General features: G+C 69.1%; 24 protein-coding genes. 14 read left to right on the forward strand and 10 right to left on the reverse strand.

What is annotated here, in order from left to right; translation table 11 throughout:
• Window positions 1-59: 59 nt before the first annotated feature.
• Genes priA through ACQPYM_RS18365 form a run of 6 tightly spaced genes read left to right on the forward strand, consistent with a single transcriptional unit; the run spans window position 60 to window position 7,447 of the window.
• Window positions 60-833 carry a bifunctional 1-(5-phosphoribosyl)-5-((5-phosphoribosylamino)methylideneamino)imidazole-4-carboxamide isomerase/phosphoribosylanthranilate isomerase PriA gene (gene priA / locus ACQPYM_RS18340; protein WP_433022198.1) on the forward strand — a complete coding sequence of 258 codons (774 nt, stop codon included), beginning with the start codon at window positions 60-62 and terminating at the stop codon, window positions 831-833.
• Window positions 830-3,127: an HAD-IB family hydrolase gene (locus ACQPYM_RS18345; RefSeq protein ID WP_433022200.1), complete on the forward strand. Its 2,298-nt coding sequence runs from the start codon at window positions 830-832 to the stop codon at window positions 3,125-3,127. The genes priA and ACQPYM_RS18345 overlap by 4 nt, the downstream gene beginning before the upstream one ends.
• Complete coding sequence (locus tag ACQPYM_RS18350; RefSeq protein WP_433022202.1) at window positions 3,124-4,320, forward strand: zinc-dependent alcohol dehydrogenase; 1,197 nt, start codon at window positions 3,124-3,126, stop codon at window positions 4,318-4,320. Before ACQPYM_RS18345 ends, ACQPYM_RS18350 begins: the two co-directional genes overlap by 4 nt.
• Window positions 4,321-4,359: 39 nt before the next feature.
• Window positions 4,360-5,940: a lactate racemase domain-containing protein gene (locus tag ACQPYM_RS18355; protein ID WP_433022204.1), complete on the forward strand. Its 1,581-nt coding sequence runs from the start codon at window positions 4,360-4,362 to the stop codon at window positions 5,938-5,940.
• Window positions 5,940-6,872 carry a lysophospholipid acyltransferase family protein gene (locus ACQPYM_RS18360; RefSeq protein WP_360272332.1) on the forward strand — a complete coding sequence of 311 codons (933 nt, stop codon included), beginning with the start codon at window positions 5,940-5,942 and terminating at the stop codon, window positions 6,870-6,872. Before ACQPYM_RS18355 ends, ACQPYM_RS18360 begins: the two co-directional genes overlap by 1 nt.
• Window positions 6,873-6,883: 11 nt before the next feature.
• The gene (locus ACQPYM_RS18365; RefSeq protein WP_433022206.1) at window positions 6,884-7,447 is read left to right on the forward strand and encodes a hypothetical protein; all 564 of its coding nucleotides are present in this window, start codon (window positions 6,884-6,886) and stop codon (window positions 7,445-7,447) included.
• On the opposite strand, the gene ACQPYM_RS18370 is transcribed toward ACQPYM_RS18365, so the two are convergent.
• Window positions 7,444-8,076 (reverse strand): hypothetical protein, encoded by a 633-nt coding sequence (locus ACQPYM_RS18370; protein ID WP_433022208.1) that lies wholly within the window; start codon window positions 8,074-8,076, stop codon window positions 7,444-7,446. The two genes, ACQPYM_RS18365 and ACQPYM_RS18370, sit on opposite strands and share 4 nt — an antisense overlap.
• A 58-nt stretch (window positions 8,077-8,134) precedes the next feature.
• Here ACQPYM_RS18370 and hisF point away from each other — a divergent pair, with 58 nt between their 5' ends.
• From hisF to ACQPYM_RS18390, 4 genes are all read left to right on the forward strand, one after another.
• Window positions 8,135-8,896 carry an imidazole glycerol phosphate synthase subunit HisF gene (hisF, locus tag ACQPYM_RS18375; RefSeq protein ID WP_433022210.1) on the forward strand — a complete coding sequence of 254 codons (762 nt, stop codon included), beginning with the start codon at window positions 8,135-8,137 and terminating at the stop codon, window positions 8,894-8,896.
• Window positions 8,897-8,901: 5 nt separating this feature from the next.
• Window positions 8,902-9,360 carry a MarR family winged helix-turn-helix transcriptional regulator gene (locus tag ACQPYM_RS18380; protein ID WP_433023327.1) on the forward strand — a complete coding sequence of 153 codons (459 nt, stop codon included), beginning with the start codon at window positions 8,902-8,904 and terminating at the stop codon, window positions 9,358-9,360.
• 226 nt (window positions 9,361-9,586) lie between these two features.
• Window positions 9,587-9,916, forward strand: a complete 330-nt coding sequence (locus tag ACQPYM_RS18385) for a MarR family winged helix-turn-helix transcriptional regulator (RefSeq protein WP_433022212.1) — start codon at window positions 9,587-9,589, stop codon at window positions 9,914-9,916.
• Window positions 9,917-9,931: 15 nt separating this feature from the next.
• The gene (locus tag ACQPYM_RS18390; protein ID WP_433022214.1) at window positions 9,932-11,509 is read left to right on the forward strand and encodes a DHA2 family efflux MFS transporter permease subunit; all 1,578 of its coding nucleotides are present in this window, start codon (window positions 9,932-9,934) and stop codon (window positions 11,507-11,509) included.
• Here the strand turns inward: ACQPYM_RS18390 and ACQPYM_RS18395 are convergent, their stop codons facing one another.
• The 8 genes from ACQPYM_RS18395 to ACQPYM_RS18430 all read right to left on the reverse strand — a co-directional run bounded on the left by ACQPYM_RS18395 (window position 11,510) and on the right by ACQPYM_RS18430 (window position 19,276).
• The gene (locus ACQPYM_RS18395) at window positions 11,510-12,781 is read right to left on the reverse strand and encodes an MFS transporter (protein ID WP_433022216.1); all 1,272 of its coding nucleotides are present in this window, start codon (window positions 12,779-12,781) and stop codon (window positions 11,510-11,512) included.
• An 18-nt stretch (window positions 12,782-12,799) separates the two neighbouring features.
• Window positions 12,800-13,387, reverse strand: a complete 588-nt coding sequence (locus ACQPYM_RS18400) for an ArsR/SmtB family transcription factor (RefSeq protein WP_433022218.1) — start codon at window positions 13,385-13,387, stop codon at window positions 12,800-12,802.
• A 45-nt stretch (window positions 13,388-13,432) separates the two neighbouring features.
• Window positions 13,433-14,338, reverse strand: coding sequence for a GNAT family N-acetyltransferase (locus ACQPYM_RS18405; RefSeq protein WP_433022220.1), 906 nt, complete (start codon window positions 14,336-14,338; stop codon window positions 13,433-13,435).
• 119 nt (window positions 14,339-14,457) lie between these two features.
• Window positions 14,458-14,760: a GNAT family N-acetyltransferase gene (locus ACQPYM_RS18410; protein ID WP_433022222.1), complete on the reverse strand. Its 303-nt coding sequence runs from the start codon at window positions 14,758-14,760 to the stop codon at window positions 14,458-14,460.
• Window positions 14,757-15,413 carry a hypothetical protein gene (locus ACQPYM_RS18415; protein WP_433022224.1) on the reverse strand — a complete coding sequence of 219 codons (657 nt, stop codon included), beginning with the start codon at window positions 15,411-15,413 and terminating at the stop codon, window positions 14,757-14,759. Before ACQPYM_RS18415 ends, ACQPYM_RS18410 begins: the two co-directional genes overlap by 4 nt.
• Window positions 15,414-15,480: 67 nt before the next feature.
• Window positions 15,481-17,067 (reverse strand): D-alanyl-D-alanine carboxypeptidase/D-alanyl-D-alanine endopeptidase, encoded by a 1,587-nt coding sequence (gene dacB / locus ACQPYM_RS18420; protein ID WP_433022226.1) that lies wholly within the window; start codon window positions 17,065-17,067, stop codon window positions 15,481-15,483.
• A gap of 101 nt (window positions 17,068-17,168) precedes the next feature.
• Window positions 17,169-18,383 (reverse strand): hypothetical protein, encoded by a 1,215-nt coding sequence (locus tag ACQPYM_RS18425; protein ID WP_433022228.1) that lies wholly within the window; start codon window positions 18,381-18,383, stop codon window positions 17,169-17,171.
• Between the two features lie 8 nt (window positions 18,384-18,391).
• Window positions 18,392-19,276, reverse strand: a complete 885-nt coding sequence (locus tag ACQPYM_RS18430; RefSeq protein WP_433022230.1) for a MurR/RpiR family transcriptional regulator — start codon at window positions 19,274-19,276, stop codon at window positions 18,392-18,394.
• 125 nt (window positions 19,277-19,401) lie between these two features.
• Between ACQPYM_RS18430 and ACQPYM_RS18435 the strand changes: the two genes are divergently transcribed.
• From ACQPYM_RS18435 to ACQPYM_RS18450, 4 genes are all read left to right on the forward strand, one after another.
• Window positions 19,402-20,748 carry a family 43 glycosylhydrolase gene (locus tag ACQPYM_RS18435; RefSeq protein WP_433022232.1) on the forward strand — a complete coding sequence of 449 codons (1,347 nt, stop codon included), beginning with the start codon at window positions 19,402-19,404 and terminating at the stop codon, window positions 20,746-20,748.
• Between the two features lie 167 nt (window positions 20,749-20,915).
• Entirely contained in the window at window positions 20,916-23,099 is a 2,184-nt protein-coding gene (locus ACQPYM_RS18440) for an alkaline phosphatase family protein (RefSeq protein WP_433022234.1), read from the forward strand.
• A gap of 2 nt (window positions 23,100-23,101) precedes the next feature.
• The gene (locus ACQPYM_RS18445; protein WP_433022236.1) at window positions 23,102-23,869 is read left to right on the forward strand and encodes an MBL fold metallo-hydrolase; all 768 of its coding nucleotides are present in this window, start codon (window positions 23,102-23,104) and stop codon (window positions 23,867-23,869) included.
• A complete protein-coding gene (locus ACQPYM_RS18450; protein WP_433022238.1) occupies window positions 23,866-24,543 on the forward strand; it encodes a DedA family protein in 678 nt (225 codons plus the stop codon). The genes ACQPYM_RS18445 and ACQPYM_RS18450 overlap by 4 nt, the downstream gene beginning before the upstream one ends.
• Here ACQPYM_RS18450 and ACQPYM_RS18455 read toward each other — a convergent pair.
• Window positions 24,523-25,164, reverse strand: coding sequence for a TIGR03085 family metal-binding protein (locus ACQPYM_RS18455; RefSeq protein WP_433022240.1), 642 nt, complete (start codon window positions 25,162-25,164; stop codon window positions 24,523-24,525). The genes ACQPYM_RS18450 and ACQPYM_RS18455 overlap by 21 nt on opposite strands.
• Window positions 25,165-25,197: the final 33 nt, after the last annotated feature.

The raw sequence follows: 25,197 nt of genomic DNA on the forward strand, positions 1-25,197 counted from the left end.
ACGACTCAGTGGGGCAGTGGGTTACGAAAGCGCTGACTCCGCCATCTAGGGTGTGGGCCATGTCAGTGTTGGATTCGACCCCCACCCCACCGCCCCGGTCGGGAAACCTGGTGCTGCTCCCTGCCGTGGATGTGGCGGATGGGCAGGCTGTCCGGCTCGTGCAGGGTGAGGCCGGCAGCGAGACCTCGTACGGCGACCCGCTGGCCGCCGCGATGGCGTGGCAGGAGGCCGGCGCGGACTGGATCCACCTGGTCGACCTGGATGCCGCCTTCGGGCGTGGCAGCAACCGCGAGCTGCTCGCGGAGGTGACCGGCAAGCTGGACGTTCAGGTCGAGCTGTCCGGTGGTATCCGCGACGACGAGTCGCTGGAGGCCGCGCTCGCGACGGGCGCCCGCCGGGTGAACATCGGCACGGCCGCGCTGGAGGATCCGGAATGGTGCGACCGGATCATCGCGCAGTACGGCGACCGGGTCGCGATCGGGCTGGACGTCCGCGGCCGGACGCTGGCCGCGCGCGGCTGGACCAAGGAGGGCGGCGACCTCTACGAGGTGCTCGAGCGGCTCGAGCGGGCCGGCTGTGAGCGGTACGTCGTCACCGACGTGACCAAGGACGGCATGCTCCAGGGGCCCAACCTGGACCTGTACCGCGACCTGTGCGCGCGGACCGAGAAGCCGATCGTCGCCTCCGGTGGCGTCTCCAGCCTGGACGACCTGCGCGCGCTGAGCACGCTGGTGAGCGACGGCGTCGAGGGCGTCATCGTCGGCAAGGCCCTGTACGCCGGCGCGTTCACCCTGACCGAGGCACTCGAACTCACCCGTGGAGGCGACAAGTGAGTCTTGCCGACAAGCTGGCAGGCAAGAAGGTCCTGGTCACCGGTGTCACCGGCTTCGTCGGTGAGGCCCTGCTGCACCGGATGATCGGTGATCTGCCGGACACCACCGTGGTCGCGATCATCCGTCCGAAGGGTTCCCTCAAGGGCACCGACCGGATGGCGCAGATGCTCAAGAAGGACATCTTCAAGCCGTTCTACGGCGAGGGCACCCCGTACGCCGACGCCGCCGAGCTGACCGCCGCCCGGGTCGAGGTCGTCGAGGGCGACCTGTCCGACGTACCGGCGCTGCCGAGCGATCTCGACATCGTCGTGCACTGTGCCGGTGACGTCTCCTTCGACCCGCCGATCCACGAGGCGTTCACCACCAACGTGCTGGGCACCAAGAGCCTGCTCGAGCGGATCGTCGAGGCGAGCGGGGACCGGCCGGTCCACTACGTGCACATCTCCACCGCCTACACCGCCGGCCGCCGCCGGGGCGCGATCCCCGAGGCACCGGTCGACCACAACGTCGACTGGCGCACCGAGGCCGAGGCCGGGATGGCGATGAAGGCCCGGATCGAGGAGGCATCCCGCAGCGCCGCGATGCTGATCAAGTTCCGCAAGGAGTCGGAGAAGCTGCACCGCCGGGCCGGTCACCTGACCGCGGCGGCCGACACCGAGCGCCGGCGTACCGAGTGGGTCGCCAAGAAGCTCGTCGAGACCGGCACCGAGCGCGCCCGCAGCCTCGGCTGGACCGACTGCTACACCTTCACCAAGGCGCTCGGCGAGCGCGTCGTGGAGGAGTTCGCGGCCAAGCTGCCGACCTCGATCGTCCGGCCCGCCATCATCGAGTCCGCGGTGCAGAGCCCGCACCCGGGCTGGATCGAGGGCTTCAAGATGGCCGAGCCGCTGATCCTGGCGTACGGCCGCGGCGAGCTGCCGGAGTTCCCGGCCAGCCCCGACTCGGTGGTCGAGATCATCCCGGTCGACCACGTGGTCGGCGCGATCTGCGCGGTGATGGCGACGGAGCCCGAGCTGTCGAAGCCGGAGTACTACCACGTCAGCTCCGGCGCCCGGAACCCGCTGACCTTCGAGCAGCTGTACGCCGGCGTCCGCGCGTACTTCTCCAAGCACCCCTTCGACCTGGGCGAGCGCGGCGCGGTCCGGCTGCCGGTCTGGAAGTTCCCCGGCGGCGACTCGGTCGAGAGCATGCTCCGGTACGGCGAGAAGGCACACAAGATCGCCGACCAGATCATCACGCACGTACCGCGCGGTGAGCGCACCCGCAAGTACGCCCGCGAGCTGGACGTCCAGAAGCGCCGGATCGACTTCCTCCGCCGCTACATGGACCTGTACTCCGAGTACGCGCAGGCCGAGCTGCAGTTCATCGACGACAACGTGCTGGCGCTGCACAACGCGCTGGAGGGTGACGACCGGGAGAAGTTCTGGTGCGACACCTCGATCGTCGACTGGCAGCACTACCTGCAGGAAGTGCACTGCCCGAGCGTGACCGACTCGCTGCGCCGGCTGGACGTCGTCCGGAAGAAGCGGAACAAGGCGCTGGCCGAGTCGGCCGGCACCCTGAGGAAGGTCGCGCCGTCGGAGGATGCCGAGATCATCGCCGCGTTCGACATGGACGGCACGCTGCTGTCCTCGAACGTGATCGAGACCTACCTGTGGATGCGGCTGCCCGAGCTGGACAGCCACCAGCGGGTCGGTGAGATCGGCGCGATGCTGCGCAAGCTGCCGAAGCTGATCTCGGCCGAGCGCAAGGACCGTGGCACCTTCCTGCGCACGATCTACCGCCGCTACCAGGGCGCGGATCTGGAAGAGCTGAACAAGATCGTCGACGAGGTGCTGGCCGGGCACGTGCTCGAGCGGCTCAGCGGTGCGGCCGTTCGCCGGATCCGCGAGCACAAGGCGGCCGGTCACCGGACCATCCTGATCACCGGCGCGGTCCGGCCGCTGACCAGGCCGCTGGAGCCGTTGTTCGACGAGATCGTCGCGGCCGAGCTGGCCGTCGACGATCGCGGTCGCTGCACCGGCTTCCTGACCGGGCCGCCGCTGGTCGGCGAGTCCCGGGCAGCCTGGATCAAGCACCGCGCCCGCGGTACGAATATCGACCTGTCCAAGTCGTACGCCTACGCCGACAGCCACTCGGACCTGCCGATGCTGACCACCGTCGGCAACCCGGTCGCCGTGTCGCCGGACGTGTCGCTGTTCCGGGCCGCCCGGGCTGCGCGCTGGCAGATCGTCGACTGGAAGACACCCGCCACTTCTTCACGTCTGGAGATCCCCGGGGTGAGTTCGCGATGATGCTCGCGCTCGAGATGTACCGCTCGCCGGCCAAGTTCCTGGCGGCGAAGGCGATGGGAAGCCGGATCCCCGGCATCCTGACCGGCCCGGCCGCACCGCTGCGCCTGGTCACGATCGAGGAGCCGCGCTCCGACCGGGACGGCTGGGCGAAGATCCGGCCGATCCTGTCCGGGATCTGCGGCTCCGACCTCGGCATGGTCACCGGCCACACCAAGCTGTACTTCTCGGCGATGGTGTCGATGCCGTTCGTGCCCGGCCACGAGATCGTCGGCGTGCTGCTGGAGGACTGCGAGGACTTGCCCAAGGGCACCCGGGTGGTCATGGACTCCGTGCTCACCTGCGCGGCGCGTGGCGTGGCGCCCTGTGAGGGCTGCGCTTCCGGCCACACCAACCGCTGCGACCGGATCACGGTCGGCCATGTCTCGCCCGGACTGCAGACCGGCTTCTGCCAGGACACCGGTGGCGGCTGGGGCAACGTCATGGTGGCTCACCGCAGCCAGCTGTACGCCGTACCGGATGATCTTTCGGACGAGCGGGCTGTGCTCACCGAGCCGCTTGCGTGTGCTGTGCACCTCGCGCTCAAGGCGAAGGTCGAGCCGGGCCAGTCAGTACTGGTCAGTGGCGCCGGGGCGGTCGGGCTGTTCGCGACGCTGGCGCTGCGCGAGCTGACTCAGGCCGGCCGGATCACTGTCGTGGCCAAGCACCCCAAGCAGCGTGAGCTGGCCCGGGCGTTCGGCGCGAGCGACGTGGTCGCTCCCGACGAGGTCTTCCGCGGCGTACGCCGAGCCACCGGCGCCTTCCGGCTGAAGCCGGAGATGGCCAAGGAGTTCCTGCTCGGCGGCGTGGACATCGCCGTCGACGCGGTCGGCAGCAAGGACTCGATCGACACCGTGCTGCGGGTGACCAAGGCCGGTGGCCGGGTCGTCCTGTCGGGCATGCCGTCGACGGGTGCGGACCTGTCGCCGGTGTGGTTCCGCGAACTGGAGCTGACCGGCACGTACGCGTCCTCGCGGGAGGAGCCGAACGAGCGCCCCGCCTTCGAGACCGCGCTGGAGATGGCCGCGAAGGCCCCGCTGGACGGGATCGTCGGGGCGAAGTACCCGCTGTATCGGTGGCGTGAGGCGCTGGACCACGCGCAGTCCGCCGGCCGCCTGGGGACCGTCAAGGTCGCCTTCGATGTGAGGGCTTCCTGATGACGGGCCCGTTGAACGTACGACGAGAGAGGTTCTGACATGTCTCGGCCAGGGTTTGTGCTTGAGGTGGACGACCGGACGCCGCCGCTGCTCGTGCACAACGGTGAGGGCTTCCTGCTGGAGCGGTTCCCGCTCGGTACCCGGGTGGTGTACCCGCCGGAGGCGCTGCCGCCGGTCCGCGACGTGGAGGAGGCGATCCAGAACGCGCTCCTGCACCCGCTGGAGTCCGAGCCGCTGCCGGAGCTGCTGCGGCCGGGGATGCGGCTGACCATCGCGTTCGACGACATCTCGCTGCCGCTGCCGCCGATGAAGAAGCCGGACATCCGTCAGCGGGTGATCGAGGCCGTCCTGACGATGGCCGCCGACGCCGGCGTCGACGACGTCGAGCTGATCTCCGCGAACGCGCTGCACCGCCGGCTCACTCCGAACGAGCTGCGCGAGATCGTCGGCGAGCGGGTCTTCCGGTCGTTCTTCCCCGACGGCAAGCTCTACAACTTCGACGCCGAGGACGCCGACAACCTGACCCACCTGGGTCAGACCAAGCACGGCGAGGACGTCGAGATCTCCAAGCGGGCGGCCGAGTCCGACCTGCTGGTCTACGTGAACGTGAACCTGGTGGCGATGGACGGCGGCCACAAGTCGACGTCGATCGGGCTGGCGTCGTACAAGTCGCTGAAGCACCACCACAACAGCCACACGATGATCCACTCGCGCTCCTTCATGGACCACAAGGCCTCGAAGATGCACCACTCGGCCTGGCGGATGGGCGCGGTGCTGACCGAGCACGTCAAGGTGTTCCAGATCGAGACCACGCTGAACAACGACATCTTCGGCGGCCCGCTGGAGTTCCTGCAGAAGCGCGAGTGGGAGTGGTCGATCAAGGACCAGGCCTCGATGCTGGCCACCAAGCGCGGCCTCGACCTGGCCCCGGCCAAGGTCCGGCACAAGATCTTCACCGACGTCCGGTCGAACTACGGGCTGACCGGGATCCACGCCGGATCGATCGAGCCGGTGCACGAGAAGACCATCGAGAACGTGCACAAGCAGCACCTGGTCGAGGTGCAGGGTCAGTCCGACGTCGCGATCATGGGCGTGCCGTTCGTCGGCCCGTACAACGTGAACTCGGTGATGAACCCGATCCTGGCCGCCTGCATGGGCCTGGGCTACTACTTCAACTCCTACCGGGGCAACCCGGTCGTCCGCAAGGACGGCGCGGTCATCCTGTACCACCCGGTGGACTACGAGTTCAGCCAGCTGCACCACCCGTCGTACGTGGACTTCTTCGAGGAGGTGCTGTCGGAGTCGACCGACCCGGCCACCATCGAGGCGAAGTTCGAGAAGCAGTACGCCGAGGACCCGTGGTACATCCACCTGTACCGGACGTCGTACGCGTACCACGGCGTGCACCCGTTCTACATGTGGTACTGGATCTCGCACGCCCTGGACCACTGCGGCGACATCGTCTGGGTCGGCGGCAACCGCAAGACGGTCGAGCGGATGGGCTTCCGGTCCGCGTCGACGCTGCAGGACGCGCTCGAGATGGTCAGCCACTCGGTCGGCCGGTCGCCGTCCATCACGTACCTGCACAACCCGCCGCACCTGCTCGCGGACGTCCGCTGATGGGGACGAACCTGGTGAAGTTCAGCCGCGACACCGCTCGGGACGTCCGAGTGGTGGCGCGCGGCTGGCGCTGGGGCCGGCGGCCGCAGGTACCGCGGTCGGCCGAGCCGTACGTGGTCAAGAAGGAGACCTCGGTCTTCCCGACCCGCTGGGCCCGTACGCCGGCGGCGATCGCGGTCCGCGAGGTGCTGCAGAAGGGCGCGCTCAACTCGGTCCTGCGCTTCGAGGTGAACCCGCAGGTCAGCGGGCTCGACTCGCTGCGGAAGGTGAACGGACCGGCCGTCATCGTGGCGAACCACTCGTCCCACCTGGACACGCCCCTGGTGCTCTGCACACTGCCGGACGACATGCGCCGCAAGACCGCTGTCGCCGCCGCTGCCGACTACTTCTTCGACACCTGGTGGCGGGCGACCGCGTCGGCGATCGTGTTCAACACCTTCCCGATCGAGCGCCGCGGCGGCAAGCTCAGCTCGACGCCGGGTGACCTGCTGGACGACGGCTGGAACGTGGTCGTCTTTCCCGAGGGCACCCGCTCGCCCGACGGCTGGATGGAGCGCTTCCGGATGGGCGCGGCCTACATCGCGGTCGAGCACGGCGTACCGGTGATTCCCGTTGGTATCAAGGGTTCCTTCGCCGCAATGCCCCGCGGCCGCGGCTGGCCCGTCCCGGGTCGCCCGACCGTCGCAGTCCGGTACGGCGACCCGCTGTACCCGGCCGAGGGCGAAAGCGCCCGCGACTTCGCACCGCGCATCTCCGCAGCCGTCTCAGCTCTGCTCGACGAAGAGTCCTCCACTTGGTGGGAAGCCCGCCGCCGAGTAGCCGCCGGAGCCTCCCCATCCCAGTCCGGCCCCGACGCCGCCCGCTGGCGCCGAGTCTGGGAGTCAACCGCTCCGGTGCAGCCCGCTGGGTCGAAGCGCCGCGCCTGGAAGTGACGCGCCGGGAAGTGAACCGGCCACGCCGCGTCTCGCGCACTCTGCGATTCGCTCTGGCCACGGTAGTGACGCTGTCGCTGGCCGCCCCGCTGACAATCGCCCTCCGCTACTCGGGCGACGGCGGGGCGGTCCCGCTACTGGCCTTCGGTGCGGCGGCGGCCGGGATCCTCTTCGTCTCGCTGCTGGTCGGCAACGTCGGCATCCGGCCGCGGGTCCAGGGTCAGTACCTCGACGTGCTCACCGTGATCGGACGGCAGTCGCTGGACCTTGCGGCGCTGACCGGAGTTCGGTGGGAACGCGCTCACGGCGGTACGCAGTCGTTGCGGCTTCGCGACCAGCTCACCGACGTGGTCATCACGCTGCCGCCTCCTTTGCCGGTCCGTGAGCCGATCCGCGAGGGCCTGACGGCCGCGGCTCAGCGCGGCGTCTTGCTGCCACGGCGGGTGACGACGATCTTCAGCCTGCCGGAGATGCCGGGCGCACGCCGCAACAAGAGCTACACCTACCTGCCGCTGGTCCTCGTCTTCCTGGCCTTCTCCGCCTGCCTCGGCCTGGTCGTCGGCGTGCTCATCTAGCTCTCCAGATCCAGGGTGTAGAGGCGTTCTTCCAGCAGGGGGCCGATCTGGTCCATGGTGGCACCGAGGTCGAGCCAGGAGCGCTCTCGGGCGACTGGCTCGTCCATTCCGGCGACGGCCAGGCTGTAGACGCCTGTCAGGATGTCGCGCCCGCCTTTCGGATGCAGGACCGACAACGCGAACTCCACGGCCAGCGCGGTCCGGACTACCTGGGCCTTTCCAGGATCGTCGGGCAGCGGTTTGCCGCCGGTGAGGAACTGGGGATCGGCGGTGACCTTCAGCCATTGGACCTTGGCTCCGACGACCTGTTCGGCCAGGGACAGTTCGATGCTGTCTCGCACCGTTTGGGCAGGGTCGTCGCCCAGCCAGTCGAGCCAGTGGCCGGGTTCGGTGAGTGCGCTGAAATCGTCCCGCGGCGGGCCGTGGTTCTCGTTGGCGACGTACTCGTCGGTGAGCCGGCCGGCGTCGTCGACCTTCCAGCCGCCCTTGATCGCCTCGGGCGGTACGTACCCGTCCGGGTCGTCGACCCACTCCGCGTCGATCTCGTAGACCCAGCCGCCGGGAGTACGGGCGGCTTCGGCGGCCAGCCCGGGGGCCGGCTTGCGGCGCCCCCACTTGGGAATCTTCACCGTCCGAAGTTTGGCCTATCGGCCGGGTCAGCCGGGCCGGACTCGGTACCCTTTCCGCGTGAGCCTCGCCGTGCGTGTGATTCCCTGCCTCGACGTTGATGCCGGCCGGGTGGTCAAGGGCGTCAACTTCGCCGACCTGCGCGACGCCGGTGACCCGGTGGAGATGGCCCGGCTGTACGACGCCGAGGGTGCCGACGAGCTGACCTTTCTCGACATCACCGCCTCGTCGGGGTCGCGCGAGACGACGTACGAGGTGGTCGGGCGGACCGCCGAGCAGGTGTTCATCCCGCTCACCGTCGGCGGCGGTGTGCGCGAGGCGGCCGACGTGGACCGGCTGCTGCGCGCCGGCGCGGACAAGGTCGGCATCAACACCGGCGCGATCGCGCGACCGGCGGTGATCTCGGAGATCGCGAAGCGCTTCGGCAACCAGGTCCTCGTCCTGTCCCTCGACGTACGCCGCTCCGCCGGCCAGCCGAGCGGTTTCGAGGTGACCACCCATGGCGGGCGCAAGTCGGCCGGGCTGGACGCGATCGAGTGGGCCCGCCGTGGCGCCGAGCTCGGGGCGGGCGAGATCCTGCTCAACTCGATGGATGCCGACGGCACCAAGCAGGGTTTCGACCTGGAGCTGATCCGGGCGGTGCGTGCGGTGGTCGACGTCCCGCTGATCGCCAGCGGGGGAGCGGGCCTGCCCGAGCACTTCCCGCCGGCCGTCGAGGCGGGGGCGGACGCGGTACTGGCCGCGAGCGTCTTCCACTTCGGCGACCTGCGGATCGCGGACGTCAAGAAGGCCCTGCGTGATGCCGGCATCGTGGTCCGGTGAGCGAGATGGTCGCTGACCAGAACCAGCAACTGGTCGCGGACGTCGAGCACGAGCTCTCGAACCTGTTCCGCCGCTCCCGCTCCGCCCAGATGCAACTCGCCCGTCGCGTCCACCCCGAGATGGACGCGGCCGGCTACGCCCTGATCTCCCAGATCGAGCTGGGCACCAGCACGAGCCGGCCGGGCGTGCGAGCCTCCGACGTCGCCCAGGCGCTGGGCCTGGACAAGTCCACGGTCAGCCGCGGCCTCAGCCACCTCGAGTCCCTCGGCCTGATCGAACGAGTAGGCGACCCCGACGACGGCCGCGCCCGCCTGCTCCGCCTCACCGAAACCGGCGCCACCCGCTTCGGCGCCATGCGAGCCCAGCGCCAGGCAGAGTTCCGCGCCATCCTCGCCCGCTGGGACACCGCGGACCTGTCCGACCTGGCCCGCCTCCTCAGCCGCCTGAACCTCGACCTCAGCTAGTTCCTGCCCGACCTCCTGGCGGTGTCGCTCGACCATATGGTTGCAGAAACCAACTAGTTGGTTCTATAGTTGGGTTATGCAACTAGCTCAGGACGTTGAGCGGGATGGGGCGGCCCAAGATGTGATTGAGGGACTCAGCTCGGTAGTGCGGGCGGTGCGGTGTATCGAGCATCGGCAGTTGTGGCCTGACTCCGGATTGCGACGGGCTGATGCGAGCGTCTTGAAGGTGCTGGCCAAAGGTGGCGAGCAGCGGGGTGGGGAGATCGCCGCGAAGCTGGGGGTCGACGCCTCGGTGGTCAGCCGGCAACTGAGTGCGCTCGAGAGCGACGGGCTGGTGAGTCGGCGGCCCGATCCGGCTGATGCCCGGGTGTCGCTCGTCCAGCTCAGCGACGGCGGCCGCGCCCGGCTCGAGGCCCTCTACGCGGAGTACGCCCGCCGGCTTCGCGAGTCCCTGGCGGACTGGGGTGACGACGAGATGGCCGCGGCTGCCGCAGTACTGCGCCGCGTCGCCTCCGCCGTCGGCCAGGCGACCGCCGGCGCGAAGTACCCGAACTGAATCGACTGGAGATTGATGACTGTCACCGAGACCCGGCCCGCCGGCCCGGTCGGCCAAGCCGCGCCCGAACTCACCCATCGCGAGATCCTCGAGATCCTGGCCGGGCTGCTCGCCGCGCTGTTCACGGCGATGCTCAGCTCGACGATCGTCAGCAACGCGCTGCCGACGATCATCGCCGATCTCGAAGGGAGCCAGACGCAGTACACCTGGGTCCTGACGGCGAGCTTGCTGGCTACGACCGTCTCCACTCCGATCTGGGGCAAGCTGTCCGACCTGGTGAGCAAGAAGCTGCTCGTGCAGCTCTCGATCGTCTTGTTCGTGATCGGCTCGGCGCTGGCCGGGATGGCGCACAACGTGCCGTTCCTGATCGGTGCCCGCGCCCTGCAAGGCCTGGCCATGGGTGGCCTGATGGCTCTGGCCCAGGCGATCATCGGTGCGGCGATCCCACCGCGCGACCGCGGCCGGTACTCCGGCTACATGGGTGCCGTGATGGCCGTCGCGACCGTCAGTGGCCCGCTCATCGGCGGTGTCATCGTCGACACCTCCTGGCTCGGCTGGCGCTGGTGCTTCTACGTCTGCGTCCCGCTCGCCGTGATCAGTCTCGTGATCCTGCAGCGCTACCTGCATCTGCCACTCGTCAGGCGCCGGGTGAAGATCGACTACCTCGGCGCGGTCCTGATCAGCATCGCGGCCAGCCTGCCGCTGATCTGGGTGACGTTCGCCGGCCACGACTTCGGTTGGTTCTCCTGGCAGTCCGCACTGTTCGTCGGTGGCACGCTGCTGTTCGGCATCCTGGCCGTCGTCGTCGAGAGCCGCGCCGCGGAGCCGCTCGTCCCACTCAAGATCGTCAAGCAGCGCACCACCGCGTTGGCCATCGTAGCCAGCCTCGCTGTTGGTGTCGCGATGTTCGGCAGCGCGCTGTTCCTCGGCCAGTACTTCCAGGTCGCCCGCGGCTACAGCCCGACCCAGGCCGGCCTGCTGACGATCCCGATGATGCTCGGCTCCTTCATCGGCTCGGTCGGGGCAGGTCAGCTGGTGAGCCGGTTCGGCAAGTGGAAGCGGTACCTGGTCATCGGTGGCGCCCTGCTCACCACAGGCCTGTCGCTGCTCGGCACGATCGACCACGCCAGCCCGTACTGGTACGTCGGCCTCGGCATGCTCCTGATGGGCATCGGGATGGGCATGATGATGCAGAACCTCGTGCTCGCGGTGCAGAACACCGTCGACGTGAGCGAGATCGGTGCTTCCAGCGCGTCCGTGGCCTTCTTCCGGAATCTCGGCGGCGCGGTCGGCGTCTCGGTGCTCGGTGCCGTCCTGGCCAGCCGGGTCAAGAACCTGATGATCGAAGGGCTGCTCCACGGCCCGGGCGGTGCTGAAGCGGCCCGCAAGCTGCAGGACGGCGGCTCGGGCGGCACCAGCCTGCTGGACGTCAATCACCTCCCGCCGCAGCTCGCCGAGCTCGTCCGCCACTCGTACGGCGACGCCACCGGCCGCATCTTCCTGATCGCGGCAGGCTGCGCCCTGATCGGCCTGGTTGCCGTCCTGTTCATCAAGGAGATCCCGCTCCGCCGCACGGTCGCCAAAACCCAGTAGTCAGAGTTCTGGCGGTTCCAGGCCGGTCAGCTCCTTGGTCCGGATGATGGGGGAGCCGATCAGCCACAGTACGGAGAACAGGCCGCCTGCCGCGGAGATGAGCAAGGTCTCGCGGACACCCAGCCAGGTGCCCAGGAGACCGCCGACCACCGCGCCGAGCGGCCGTACTCCGTAGTTGATGCTGCTGAACGCTCCGGCGACCCGGCTGCGCATGTGATCGTGGGTCACCGCCGCCTGCAGCGAGTTCAGCGGTACGTCGAAGCACATCACCGCGAACGCGGCCACGAACTCGGCGCCGGCCAGGATGCCCGCCCGCAACCAGACCGGCCCGTCGGCCAGTCCCACCAGCCCAAGTGAGGTGGGGAACACGACTGCGCCGACGGCGATCAGCCGGCCGGCGCCGATCAGCTCGGCCAGCCGTTTGGCGGCGAGCGCTCCGATCAGCCCGCCGGACGCACCGATCCCGAGAGCGAGGCCGATGACCCCCGCGGACAGGCCGAGGTCACGGCTGGCGAACAGCACCAGCAACGCCATCCCGATCATGGTGAAGAAGTTCACCGTGGTCGCGCAGCCCAGGCTCACCCGCAGGTACGGATGCCGCAACAGGTACCGCATCCCCGCCCGCGCCCTGAACAGCAACGACTCCTCACCCTCGTCAGCCTCTCCCGGCGTCACCTTCAATCGGCTCACCTGCACCGCGGAGAACACGAACGACAGCGCATCGACGACGAGCGCGATCGGTGCCGTCAGCCACTGAACCATCAGGCCGCCGGCAGCCGGACCGGCCATGTACGAGATCGACCTGGTCGCCGACAGCTTGCTGCCTGCCTCCAGGTACTGATCGCGGCTGACCAGTCGCACGAAGAACGACGCGTACGCCGTGTTGAAGACGACGTGCGCAGTACCGGCCAGGATCGCGATCGCGTACAGCTGGCCGAGAGTCATGATGTCCAGCCAGTACGCCGCCGGCAGCGACAACAGCAGCACGGTCCGGCTCAGGTCGGCCGCGATCATCAGCGGACGCTTGTCCCGATGCCGGTCGACCCAGGTGCCGATGAACAGCGAGGCGAGATTCGGGAGCCAGACCGCGGCGGTCAGGAAGCCGACCTGGCTGGGGGAGGCGTTCAGCAGGGTGACCGCGATCAACGGCAGCGCGAGTTCACTGATCCGGTCGCCGAACTCGGAGACGCCCTGGGCGGACCAGAACGTCCGGAACCGGCGGTCTCGCCACAGGCTGGGGGCAGGCGGAGCCTGCGGGACGGTGCTCGACATGGCGGGTTCCTCACCAACTCAGTTGGTTGCCTCAGGCAAGTTCATACGGATCAGCCGGACCGGCCTGGCCTCGTCGGGCGCGCCGTCCGGGCCGCGCTGGACGTAGGGCGCCAGCAGTTCCTGGATCGCGTTCTCGATCTCCTCGGCCTCGGCGACGGTGATCGTCACCAGCGTGTTCGACGACCCGCTGGCGCGGCTCCAGGCGGGGTCGAGGGCGGGTTCGGTGTCGGAGAGCCATTGCTGGACGTGGTCGAGCGCCTGGCTCATCACCTCGGTGCGCAGCATCCGGCCGGCCTCGGCACCGTCCGGCGTGTCCGGCATCTCGAACCGGAAGCCGCGAGCGATCGCCTTCCACCACCGCTGCCGCTTGTCCGCCCCACCCTCGGGTGGCGCGGAATCACTGACCAGCCCGAACGACTCGAGATGCCGCAGATGCCAGCTCGTCACCGACGGCGAGGCGCCGACATGCACCGACAGCTGGGTGGCGGTCGCCGGGCCGTTCTTCTGCAGATAACTCAGCGCGGCCAGCCGGACCGGATGCGCCAGCGCCCGCATCGCCTGCGGGTCGGTGATCTCGAAGTCGCCGTACGGATTTCTGAGAGACATGTTTCGAGAGTAATCTCTCACATCTCTCTTCGGCAACACCGCCGCTCAAACCTGCAGGGTTGTGGTCCAGATGTCGTTGGTGATGTCCGGTCGCATGCCGACCGCCAGGTAGAGGCCTACCGCGGGCGTGGGGTTCGAGGTATCGACGTGGAGGAGGGTGCCGCTGAGGCCAGCTGCGGCGTCGAGGGCGAACTGGTCCTTGAGCAGGTACTTCGCCAGGCCCCGGCCCCGAGCTTCGGGCAGTACGCCGATCCGGCCGATGTAGCCGCAGTTTTCCGTGCTCACGAAGTTGCGGTCCCACTCCCGGACCGCGACCGGCCGGCCGCCCAGTTCGAGCACGGTCAGGCAGGACCAGTCGTACGTGGACCGGCTCTCTCGCGACACGACCCACTCGTCGTACGGGCGGGGAACCGAGGCCGTTTGGGTCGCGAACGAGTCGGCGATCACCTGATGGCCGGCGCGCCGGATCGTCTCGTCGAATCCGCCGCGATGCACCGTCACCCCGTCAGGCACGGCAGGCGGTTCGACCGGGCTGGTGTGCTCGATCCTCATCCGGTCGGTGGAGGTCTCGAGCGCCAGCCCGTGGTCCGCGGCCACTTCGGCGAGTTGCCGGTCCGCGCGGAGCATGCCGAGCCGGACCTGCTGCTCGGTCCGTCCTTCCGAGTGAGCCTGTTCGACGGCGCGCTCGATCGTCCGGTCGAGCAACCAGGTGGCGACCTCGCGGTCGGCCGAGCAGACCTCGACACTGGTTCGCCCCGGAGCGCGCACGGCCGCCGCCGACCCGACAACCCGGTCGCCGCTGGTGACCAGCCAGGTGTCGGTGGGCAGGTCGAGTGCTGGGTCGCGGAGGAAGTTGGCCACGCCTTCGGGGCTGAACTGGTGGGCGCCGACGAGCGCGACGCTGTGGCCGGCCAGGTGCGCCTGGACGGCCGGGGCGTCTTCGATCCGCATCGGCCGGACGGCCAGACCGGAAGGGAGATCGGGAAGCGGGCCAGGAGACCGGTCGGCGTGCGGCCCGGGAGAGCGGTCGGGGTGCGGGTCGGTAGGAGGTCCCGGAGGGAGGTCGGGCATCAGATGGCCGGCAGGGTGCGGCGCCAGACGTCGATGATCAGGACGGACTTCATGCCCACCGAGAGGTAGAGGCCGAGTGCGGGAGTCGGGTTGTTGGTGTCCACGTGCAGGATCGTGCCGGCTCGACCGGCTGCGGCGTCGGCGGCGAAGGCATCGCGCAGCAGGAGCCTGGCCAGCCCGCGACCCCGCGCTTCCTCGAGAACGCCGAGCCGGGGTACGTAGTTGCAGTTCTCGTCCTCGATGAACTGGTCGTTGCTCTCGAGGAATCCGACCACCCGGCCGTCCAGTTCCAGCAGTGTCACCTGCGACCAGTCGAACGTCGACTGCGACTCGTGCGCGGCGTGCCACTGCTCGAAGGAGCTCGGCACGAACCCGTACTGCCCGGTGAAGCTCTCCGTGAGGACCGCATGAGCGACCCGCCGCGTCTCCTCGTCCGGCGCCCCATGCCGCAGCACCACACCCTCCGGTACGACAGTGCCGCCACCGGCCCGGTGTGGTCGATCCGCATCCGCTGGTACGTCGTCGTCGGGGTGAAGCCGTTGTCCGCGAGCAGCTCGCGTTTGGCGGTCTCGGTGCGGTACGTGTTCGCATCGATCGAGACCTCGGTCAGCCCGTTGGCCCGGGCCAGCGCCTGGCCCCGCGCGGTGGTCCCGGCCAGCAGCCACTCGGCCACGTCGCGCTCGGCGCTGTAGGCATCAACATCGACGATCCGGTGATCATCCCCTTTGCCGTAAGCGGCGCCGTAACCGACCAGCGTCTCGCCGGCGTAGACCAGCCAGGCGTCCTGATCGAGGTCGAACCCGGGCTCGGTGAGCTCGTCGGCCATGTCGTCGAGGGTGAAGTCGGCGAACCCGATCGCCGCCGTGTTGCACGCCGCGACAAGCTCGTAGATCGCCTCCACGTCGTCCTTGCTCGGTCGGCGAAAGGTATACCCAGCAGGCAGCGCAGCGGTCATCCCCTCATAGTCCTGAACGACCGCCGCACTGTCTAACCCTTTAACCGCGACCTTCAACCGCGACGGATCAGCAAGCCTTGATCCAGTCGTTGCCGCAGCCCGCGTCCTCCGATTGCGCCGTCCTGCTCGGGTCCGCCTTCACTGCCGCGACCGGAGCCTTCTCGCTCCAGGACGCCAGCGTGACGCCGACCGCGTCCTCGACCGGGCGGGGCGTGGTCAGGTAGTTGTTCGAGATCATCGAGAACACCAGCTTGCGGCCGTCCTTGTTCGACACGTAGCCGGACAACGCCGTGACCCCGGTCAGCGAGCCGGTCTTGGCGCGCAGGTTGTTCGCCGCCGGGGTGTTGCGCATCCGGCTGCGCAGCGTGCCGCCGACGAACCTGTCCGGGTTGCCCGCGATCGGCAGCGAGTCGTACCACTGCTGGAACCAAGGCTCCTGCTGGGTGGCGATCAACAGGTCGGTGACGCTCTTCCCCGTCACGTTCACCTTGCGGGACAGGCCGGAGCCGTCCGACAAGCGGATCGTGTCGGTGGGTACCCCGACGCTCTTCGCGTACTCCGTGGTGACCTCGAGTCCCGCCGGCCAGCTGCCGTTCGCCTTCGCCACCACGCCCATCGCCTTGGTCAGAGTCTCGGCGTGCATGTTGTTGGACAGCTTCATGAACGGGTTCATCAGCTCGCCGACGGTCATCGACTCGTCGCGGGCGAGGCGCCGGGCAGTGGCCGGGGCCGCCGCCGCGCGGATCTTGCCGTCGACGCGGACACCTTGGGCGGTGAGCGCGCGGCGGAACACGTCCGCGGCGTACAGGGTCGGCTCCCAGACGGTGACCCAGTCCTGCCCGACGGAGGCGCCGACCGGTACCGAACCGGTGATCCGGACGATGTTGGTGCCGTGGTCACGCTCGACGCTCAGCGTGTTGCTCGAGCCGGCCGCTCCGGTGGTGGCGGTGTTGATCAGCTTGAGGATGCCATTGGCCGGAACCATCTTCAGTTGCACCGGGGCTCCGACCGTCGCGCCGGGAAGGCTCTCGACGATCGCCGTACCGGAGTCGTAGTCGGTGTCCGGCGCGAGGGTGAGGGCGGAGATCTGGGCGCTGTAGTAGAACGACTCGTCGTCCGAGGCCCAGGTGTCGCCGAGGCGCACCTGGTCGAAGTACGTGTCGTCGGCGATCAGGTTCCCGTCGACCCGCCTGATGCCGGCCGCGGCGATCTGCTTGGCCAGCGCGACGTAGTCGGACTCCAGTGCCGTCGGGTCCCCGAATCCCTTCAGATAAAGGTCTCCGCGCAACTTGCCGGCCCTGACCGGCGCAGTCGCCAGTACGTCGGTGTGGAACCGGAAGCCGGTCCCCAATGTTTCCATCGCGGCCGCGGAGGTGAACAGCTTCGTGTTGGACGCGGGCAGCAACCGCGTCCCGCCGTTGCGGTCGTACAACGTCTCGCCGGTGGTCGCGTCCCGCACCACCAGCCCGACCATCGATCCCTGGAACCGCGAATCGGTCAGCAACGTGTCCAACTGCTGCTGCAGCGCGGTCGCCTGAACCTGCTGGACTGCGGCCGGTCCCTGTACTGCGGTCGGCGCACTGGCCGACTGCCCTACCAGTCCCGCCGTGGCCACCGCGGCCGCCGCGAACGCCACCAACCCCCGGCCCGACACACTCGGTAATATTTTCACAAGAACCCCTCAACCCTCAGGCGGAAACCAACTACCCCGGAGTCTCTATCCCACGGCCGCTCCGGTCCAGTGATCACGCGCATTCAGAGCACAAAAGGATTGATGCGGAGCTTGGCGAGCAGGTACCAGGCGGTCGCGCCGGTGTGCAGGGAGGCGTAGTACAGGTCACCGAAGCCGGTGTCGAGGCCGTCGGACGAGGCGGCGACGAGTCCCTTGCCGTCGGCGTTGGGAGCGCGGAGCTGGGCGTCGCGGAGGCTGGCGAGGTAGCTGGTGACGCGATCCTGGTCGCCGGGGCCGCGGCGGAGCTGGAGCGCGGCGACGAGGTGGGCGGTGCCCTCGAACCAGACCTTGCTGGTGTCGGTGTTGCTGAAGGAGATGCCGGTGAAACCGTCGTCCGAGGCGCTGAGGTTCGCGATCACCCAGTCGACCGCCTGGCTGGAGCGGCGATCGCGGAGGGCGAGATAGGCCCATACCTGGATGTCGGCCGGGATCGGGTAGTGGTTGATCGTCACGCCGTCGGGATTGGTGCCGGTCCAGAGCATCCTGCCGGGGCTGTCCCACATCGCCTGGACGAAGGCGAACGCCTGGGCCGAGCGGGTCGTCCAGACGCGGTCGCCGGTCTGCCTGGCCAGCATGGCGAAGAACGCGCCGATGTCGATGTTGTGCTCGGTCGCTTTGAATGTCAGCGGCTGGTCGTCGGCGCTGCGGCCGCCGGTGTAGCCGGGGATACCTGCCGCGGACCAGGTCTTGGAGTGGATCCAGTTGGCGGCGGTGAGCGCGCCGGTCAGGTACTTCCGCCGGCCGGTGCGCTGGTAGAGGTGGCACAGCGCCATCCCGACCCAGGCCTGGTTGCCGCTGTAGGCGGCGGGCGAGCCGATGTACGGCGTGCCGTCCGCGGTGATCAGCGGGTTGGGCTGGTACGACGCGCGGGTGCGGCCGTCGGCGATCGGGTCGTGCGCCTGGACGTAGAGCAGGACGTCACCGAGCATCTGCGCGCGGGCCAGTTGGGCGGGGGAGCCCTCGTGGGTCAGGGCGATGATGGTGAGCGCGTCGTCGTACAGGAAGGACGAGACGAAGTTGATACCGGCGAAGAAGCCGCCGGTGTAGCTCTGCGGGACGCGCAGGGTGGTGCCGCTGCCGTACTGGTCGATCTTCTCGGCCAGGAAGGTGAAAGCGGCGCTGGTCGACGCATCGGCGGGGCGGCGGGCGGCGAGGGCCGGGGGAGCGGCCAAAAGGGTGCCGAGGGCAACAAAACCACCGAGAAGAGTACGGCGGGTGGGGGTGCGGGCGGGGATCATCGCGGTCCTTACGTGGTTGAACGGCGGCGTTTGGGTTTGGGGTGGCGGCGGGGGTCGATGGCGGCGGCGGTGGATTCGAGGGCCGTCAGGGTGCGGGGGTGGTTCAGTTGGGCGACTCGCGTGTAGAGGACATCGAGCACCAGGAGTTGCGCGTGGCGGTCGGCCAGGGCGTCGGCCGGCGCGGCTCCGGTCTGGGCCGTGGTGAGGACGAGCCCGGCTTCGGCCGCCAGGGTGGAGGTCCGGTCGTTGGTGATCGCGACTGTGCGGGCACCACGGGCAGCGGCGGCCCGCAGTACGTCGATGGTTTCGGCGATCTGACCCGAGTGGGAGACGCCGATGACCAGATCGCGTTCGTCGGCCAGCGTGACCGAGACGAGGGCGCCGTGCACCTCCGGCCAGAGCCAGCAGGCGAACCCGATCCGCTGGAGCCGGATCCGCAGTTCGTCGGCGGTGATCGCGCTGGTGCCGACCCCGAACAGATGGATCGCCCGCGCCTCGGTCACCGCCCGGGCCACCTCGTCGATGGCTGCCAGGTCGAGCTGGTCGGCGGTGGAGAGTAACGCCTGCGTGTTGGCGGCGACGATCACCTTGAGGACCTGATCGAGGTCGTCGGCCGGATCGATCTCCCGCCCGATGTCTGTGCTCCAGCGACTGGTGCCGGACCGGCCGACCTGCTCGGCCAGTGCGACCTTCAGTGCGGCGAACCCCGAAAGCCCGGCGCTGTGGCAGAACCGGGTCACGGTGCCGGGCGACGTGCCGGTGCGGTCGGCGAGGTCGGTGATCGTGAGCCGGGCGGCCTCGGCCGGCTCGGCCAGCAGGAAGTCGGCGATCCGGACCAGCGCGCCGCCCATCGCCGGCCGCAGCTCGCGCAACCGCTGGAGGATGTCCGTCATGTGAAAGGAATTTCCACCCAACCGGAGGATCTGTCAAGGGATCGAAATTATTTCCAGGCCTCGATTCTCAGGTGAATCGATGTAAAAGTGGGGGTCACAGGTACCGCCCCACCTGAGGAGTCCCCATGCGCAGCTCCAGAGTCGTCGCGGCGTTCGCCGCCCTCGTCCTTTCCGTCACCTCACTCAGTGCGCCCGCCCAGGCGAGCAGCCAGCGGACGACGGCCGCGGTGTTCCCGGCGGTCGTCATCGGCGAGGACTTCCCCGATCCGGACGTCTTCCAGAAGAACGGCACCTGGTACGCGTACTCGACCAACAACGGGCGCGGCCACGTTCCGGTCGCCAGCGCGCCGAGTGCCACCGGTCCGTGGACCATCCGCGGTGACGCGATGCCCGGCGGTCCGGCGGCGAGTTGGGCCCAGCCCGGCCGCACCTGGGCTCCCGACGTCCACCCGAACCCGGACGGCAGTTTCACCCTCACCTACACCGCCTGGCACAAGTCGTCCGGCCGCCAGTGCGTCGGAGTCGCCACCGCGAGCTCGGCGCTCGGCCCGTTCACACCGGTCGGCACCCAGCCGCTGATCTGCCCGCTCGGCCAAGGCGGCGCGATCGACGCGAACACCTTCGTCGCGAACGACGGCACCCGGTACCTGACCTGGAAGAACGACGGCAACGCGATCGGCCAGCCCTCGACGCTCTGGCTGACCCGGACCACGAACAACGGCACGAGCCTCACCGGTGGCAACACGGCGATGCTCACGTCGAGCAGCGTGATCGAGGCACCCGATCTGGTCCAGCGGGGGAGTCAGTTCGTGCTCTTCTACTCCGGCGGCGGCTATACCGACTGCAACTACCTGACGTCGTATGCGACCGCACCAAGCCTCAGCGGCCCGTGGACCGTCGCCTACCGCCCGTTGATGACCACAGCGAGTTTCGACAACCGCGTCTGCGGTCCCGGCGGCGCGGACTTCGTTGGCGACGACTGGGGCGGTGGGGCGGGGAAGGAATCGAGCACAGTGTTCTTGCACGGCTGGGTCAACGGCTCGAGACACCTGTACGTCGCCGATCTCGGTTGGGCGAACGACTTCCCGGTGGTCCGCGGCAGCCGGGTCCGCACCGAAGCGGAACGCGGCACGCTGAACCGCTGTGTAGTCCGCACCGGAGCCGCCGGCGCATCGGGCGGAGCGGTCGCCGCCTACATCGACTACGCGGACTCCTGGGTCCAGGTCTCGGTGTTCGCTCCGTCAGCCGGCGGCTACACCCTGTGGGTCGGCTACGCGAACGGGATGGGCTCCCGCTCGACCCACGGTCTGGTTGTCAACGGCAACAGTCAGGGCACGGTGAGCTACCCGGTCACCGGCTGGGACAACTGGCGCCAGACCTCCGCCCCGGTCACGCTGAACGCCGGCTGGAACACCATCCGGCTGACCAAGGGCGACCTGTACGCCGAAGTGGACTACCTCGAGCTCCAGTAGGCCACGGCTACGGCTTCACCCAGGACCCGGCCTACGGGTTCACCCGGGATCGGACTCCGGGTGAACCCTGGTCGCACCCGTCCGTTGCGTGGCGCAGTACGCCGGAGTCGGCTCGGGGCTCGTAGGCTCGGGGTGCACAACGCACGAACGGGAGTCCGAAGTACCTGATGGCAAAACCACCCGAGCAGGTGTTCACCGACCGACGGCAACGCCGCCCGGTCTGGTTCGACCTGCGCCGTACCACCCGCGGTATCCAGGCGATGATCCTCGGCGGGCTGGCCTCGCTGGTCTCGCTGATCATCACGTTCTGGACGCTGCCGCAGATCAGCAGTGACGGCCGGTTGCCGATCCTGCGGCTGGTGGTGCTGCTCGCGGTGATCGGCCTGGTGGTGCGCTGGATCCTGGCCGGGATCGCGGTCCTGATCGGCTCCGTCGGAGTCCTGATCGGCGGGCTGCTGAGCCAGTTCGGCGTTGTCTACCTCGGCGTCACGCTCGATCCGGGCGTCAACCTGCACGGCGGGGTCGAGGCCGTCTGGCTGGTCTCGATCGTGATGTCGTCGGTCAGCGCGTTCGTCGGCTGGATCGCGTACGCCGGGAGCGACGACGCCTACGTCTCCGAGGTGATGCGGGTGGTCCGCCGCCGGGCCCGCAAGATCCAGGCCGCGCCGAAGACCGGGATGCTGATCATCCAGATCGACGGGCTGTCCGCGCCGCTGCTCAACTGGATGGTGATGTCGGGCAACCTGCCGCATCTGGGTGGCTGGGTCCGGGACGGCAGCCATTCGCTGGTCGGCTGGCACACCGGCGTACCGGCGACGACGCCGGCCAGTCAGGCGGGCATCCTGCACGCCGGCTCGGGGCAGATCCCGGCGTTCCGCTGGTACGAGAAGGAAACCGGCCGGGTGATGGTGACGAACCGGGCCCGGGACGCCGCCGAGATCGAGGCGCGGATGTCGACCGGCCGTGGGCTGCTGGCCGACGGTGGCGCGAGCATCAGCAACAACTGGTCCGGGGACGCACCCAAGTCGGAGCTCGTGTTCAGCCGGGCGGCGTTGCCCAACGGTCGCAGCCGCGGGTACGTCCGCTTCTTCTCCAGCCCGCACGGTGCTGCCCGAGGACTTGTGCTGTGTGTCGCCGAGATGGTCAAGGAGCTGCACCAGGCGCGCAGGCAGCGCCGGCGCAATCTCGTACCGCGGGTCAATCGCGGCGGGTCCTACATCTTCCTGCGAGCCATCTCCAACGTCCTGCTGCGCGACCTGAACGTCTCTCTCGTCACCGACGAGCTGATCAAGGGCACGCCGGTCATCTACTGCGACTTCGTCGACTACGACGAGGTGGCCCACCATGCTGGCCCGACCCGGCCGGAGTCGCTGCAGACGCTCGAAGGTCTCGACCGGGTGCTGGGCGCGCTCAAGCGAATCATCGACATCCTGCCGCACTCGTACGAGATCGTGGTGCTGTCCGATCACGGCCAGAGCCAGGGCTCGACCTTCCTGCAGCGCTACGGCCGGACGCTGACCCAGGTGGTCGACGACTTGGTCGACACCACGAAGGAGCCGGTGGCGGCGACCCGCCCGTCCGAGGGCTGGGGTCCGGTCAACGCGTTCCTGACCGAGCTGAGCCTGCGCCGCAGCGTGGCCGGCACGATGACTCGCCGGGCGTTGCACGGCAAAGCCACTCGCGGCGAGGTCGAGCTCGGCCCTGCCGACTGCGAGCCGCCGGTCGCCGCCGACGAGCAAATGGTCGTCACCGCGTCGGGCAACCTGGCCTTGATCTACCTGGCGACCACGCCCGGCCGGGTTCCGCTGGAAGAGATCGAGCTGCTCCACCCGAAGCTGATCCCGGGCCTGGCGACGCATCCGGGGATCGGCTTCGTTGTGGTCGACTCGCTGGCCGAGGGTCCCGTCGCGATCGGCAGCGCCGGTGTCCACGTCCTGCGCTCAGGCCGGATCGAAGGCGTCGACCCACTGGCGCAGTACGGGTTGCGGGCGGCAGCGTCGATGCTCCGGCAGGCCGAGATGCCGCACAACGGCGACATCGTGGTGATCAGCCGGCTGGACGAGTACACCCACGAGGTCGCGGCCTTCGAGGAACTGGTCGGTTGCCACGGAGGCATCGGCGGCTGGCAGACCGAGGCCGTCCTGGTCCACCCGCGCCGCTGGGTCGTCGACGAACCACCCGTAGGCTCCGACGCGGTGCACCACCTGCTGATCGGCTGGCTCGACCAGCTCGGCCAGCGCAAGCACGAGTCCGAGCTCAGGGCGGCCGCGGTGGCCCCTTCGACGGATGGATCCGTGGCGGGTGCAACCGTGACAGAGGCAAGCGTGACGGATGCAAGCGTGGAGGCCTGAGCGTGCGGATCACCTGGTGGGGGCACAGCACCACCACCATCGAGTCGAACGGCACGCGGCTGCTGACCGACCCGGTGCTGACCTCCCGGATCGCGCACGTCCGCCGGCGCCGGGGGCCCACTCCGACCGCTGAGGCCGGGCATTGCGACGCAGTACTGGTGTCGCACATGCATGCCGATCATCTGCATCTGACCTCGCTGCCACTGATTTCGCCCGACGCCGCGCTGGTCGTCCCGCGCGGCGCCGCGAAGCTGATCCACGCGGACAGCGGCGCGTCGTACTCAGAGCGGTGCATTGAGGTTGCCCCCGGCAACCAATTGCGGATCGGCGGGCTCGACATCACCGTCGTCACCGCCCATCACGACGGTCGCCGGCTGCCCTGGTCGGCGCACAGCGGACCGGCCCTCGGCTTCCGCGTCGAGGGCACCCCGAGCGTCTGGTTCGCCGGCGACACCGACCTGTACGACGACCTGGCGGCCGAGGCCGGCCCGGTCGACCTGGCGCTGGTGCCGGTCGGCGGGTGGGGGCCGTCGCTCGGGCCGGGGCACCTCGATCCGGAGCGGGCCGCCGAGGCGGTCCGGCGGGTCGGGGCGCGGATCGCCGTACCGGTGCATTTCGGGACGTTCTGGCCGATCGGCTGTGACTGGATGAAGCCTGAGCTCTTCCTGCCGCCGGGCGAGCAGTTCAAGAAGGCGATGGCGGAGGTGGATCCCGCTGTGCGGGTGGACCTGCTGGCGCCAGGGGAGTCGACCGAGGTGGGCGCGCGATGACGGGCGAGGAGTTCGGCTGGGTGTACCTCGCGGCGCTGGCCGGGGCCGTCTTGCTCGGTGCTGTGCTCCCGGTGGTCCCGACCGGCGCGGCTGTGTCGGCGGGCGCAGTACTGGCGGTCCACAGCAGTCCGATCGGGCTGGTCGGAGTACTGATCGCTGGTGCCGGGGGTGCTTATCTCGGCGACTTGATTGTGTACGCCGGTTGCCGGGCCGGCGGGAAGAAGCTCGCCCAACGGGTCGGGTGGTTGCGGGACAACGCCTCGCTCGACGCGTTGCGGGTGCGGCTGGCGGAGCATGAGATCACGGTGTTGCTGACCTCACGCCTGATCCCGGGCGGTCGCGTGCCCGTGCTGCTCGCGGCCGGGTTGTCGGGGTATCGCTGGCACCGCTTCGCGGTGGTCGACCTGGCGGCCTCGTCGCTGTGGGCAGCGGTCTACATGGCGATCGGGCTGCTCGGATACGCGCTGTTCCCCGAGCCGTGGCAGGGCGTCGTCGCGGCGATCGTACTGGTGCTGCTGACCACGGTGATCAGCAGCGTGGTCCAGCGGCTGCGGAGGAAGAAGGCGGACAAGCCGGCCTCCGGAACGGCAGCCCCCGCCGAGCCCGCTTCGGGGGAGCCGATTCCAGGGGAGCCGGTTTCGGGGGAGCCGGTTTCAGATGCCGAACGAGGTTGAGCGGAGGCGCTCGACTGCTGTCGAGTCACCGTCCAGCGCGACCTGAGCGACGGTCTGGCGGCCGAAGCAGAACAGCAGCAGCTCGGCCGGCTCACCCGTCACGGTGACGGAGCCCAGCTCGGTGGGCTTCCGGCCGATCGACTCGGTGCCGTCCGGCAGGCGCAGTACGAGGCCGGTCGGTGCCTTGCGCGTCATCGTCTTGGCGCCGACCTTCACCGCCCGCCACAACGCTTGCTGCTGCGCGGCGGGCAGCTCGCGCACGGTGAAGCCCTCGACCGCGCGGCGGACGTCCTCGTGGTGGATGAAGTACTCGGTGGTGTTCAGGTTGTGCCCGAGGCCGGGGAACGAGTAGATCGAGAACGTCGGCGGCCCGTTCCGGACCTTGTCGACCACCTCGGTGAAGCTGAACTTCGCCTTCGCCTGCGCCATCCGCCGCTCGGTGGTGTCGGCCAGCGACGGGATCATGATGCCCGGCCCGGCGAGCAGATCCGCCTCCCGGACGTACAGGTGGACGGCCAGGTCGTGCGTCGTCCACCCGTCACACAGCGTCGGCTGATCGGGCCCGACCTGATCGAAGAGATCACACAGGGCGAGTCGCTCCACCTTGCTGTAGTCAGCCACAACTCGATCGTAACTGTCGGCGCACAGTGGCAG

Origin of the sequence: Kribbella sp. CA-294648 (genome assembly GCF_050943845.1) — a bacterium.
Taxonomy (GTDB): Bacteria; Actinomycetota; Actinomycetes; order Propionibacteriales; family Kribbellaceae; genus Kribbella.

Excerpts from the sequence above, each read along its gene's own strand:
- priA (WP_433022198.1), top strand. The coding sequence starts at position 60 with ATGTCAGTGTTGGATTCGACCCCCACCCCACCGCCCCGGTCGGGAAAC.
- ACQPYM_RS18350 (WP_433022202.1), top strand. The coding sequence starts at position 3,124 with ATGATGCTCGCGCTCGAGATGTACCGCTCGCCGGCCAAGTTCCTGGCG.
- ACQPYM_RS18355 (WP_433022204.1), top strand. The coding sequence starts at position 4,360 with ATGTCTCGGCCAGGGTTTGTGCTTGAGGTGGACGACCGGACGCCGCCG.
- ACQPYM_RS18360 (WP_360272332.1), top strand. The coding sequence starts at position 5,940 with ATGGGGACGAACCTGGTGAAGTTCAGCCGCGACACCGCTCGGGACGTC.
- ACQPYM_RS18380 (WP_433023327.1), top strand. The coding sequence starts at position 8,902 with ATGGTCGCTGACCAGAACCAGCAACTGGTCGCGGACGTCGAGCACGAG.
- ACQPYM_RS18390 (WP_433022214.1), top strand. The coding sequence starts at position 9,932 with ATGACTGTCACCGAGACCCGGCCCGCCGGCCCGGTCGGCCAAGCCGCG.
- ACQPYM_RS18395 (WP_433022216.1), bottom strand. The coding sequence starts at position 12,781 with ATGTCGAGCACCGTCCCGCAGGCTCCGCCTGCCCCCAGCCTGTGGCGA.
- ACQPYM_RS18400 (WP_433022218.1), bottom strand. The coding sequence starts at position 13,387 with ATGTCTCTCAGAAATCCGTACGGCGACTTCGAGATCACCGACCCGCAG.
- ACQPYM_RS18405 (WP_433022220.1), bottom strand. The coding sequence starts at position 14,338 with ATGCGGATCGAAGACGCCCCGGCCGTCCAGGCGCACCTGGCCGGCCAC.
- ACQPYM_RS18415 (WP_433022224.1), bottom strand. The coding sequence starts at position 15,413 with ATGACCGCTGCGCTGCCTGCTGGGTATACCTTTCGCCGACCGAGCAAG.
- ACQPYM_RS18425 (WP_433022228.1), bottom strand. The coding sequence starts at position 18,383 with ATGATCCCCGCCCGCACCCCCACCCGCCGTACTCTTCTCGGTGGTTTT.
- ACQPYM_RS18430 (WP_433022230.1), bottom strand. The coding sequence starts at position 19,276 with ATGACGGACATCCTCCAGCGGTTGCGCGAGCTGCGGCCGGCGATGGGC.
- ACQPYM_RS18435 (WP_433022232.1), top strand. The coding sequence starts at position 19,402 with ATGCGCAGCTCCAGAGTCGTCGCGGCGTTCGCCGCCCTCGTCCTTTCC.
- ACQPYM_RS18440 (WP_433022234.1), top strand. The coding sequence starts at position 20,916 with ATGGCAAAACCACCCGAGCAGGTGTTCACCGACCGACGGCAACGCCGC.
- ACQPYM_RS18450 (WP_433022238.1), top strand. The coding sequence starts at position 23,866 with ATGACGGGCGAGGAGTTCGGCTGGGTGTACCTCGCGGCGCTGGCCGGG.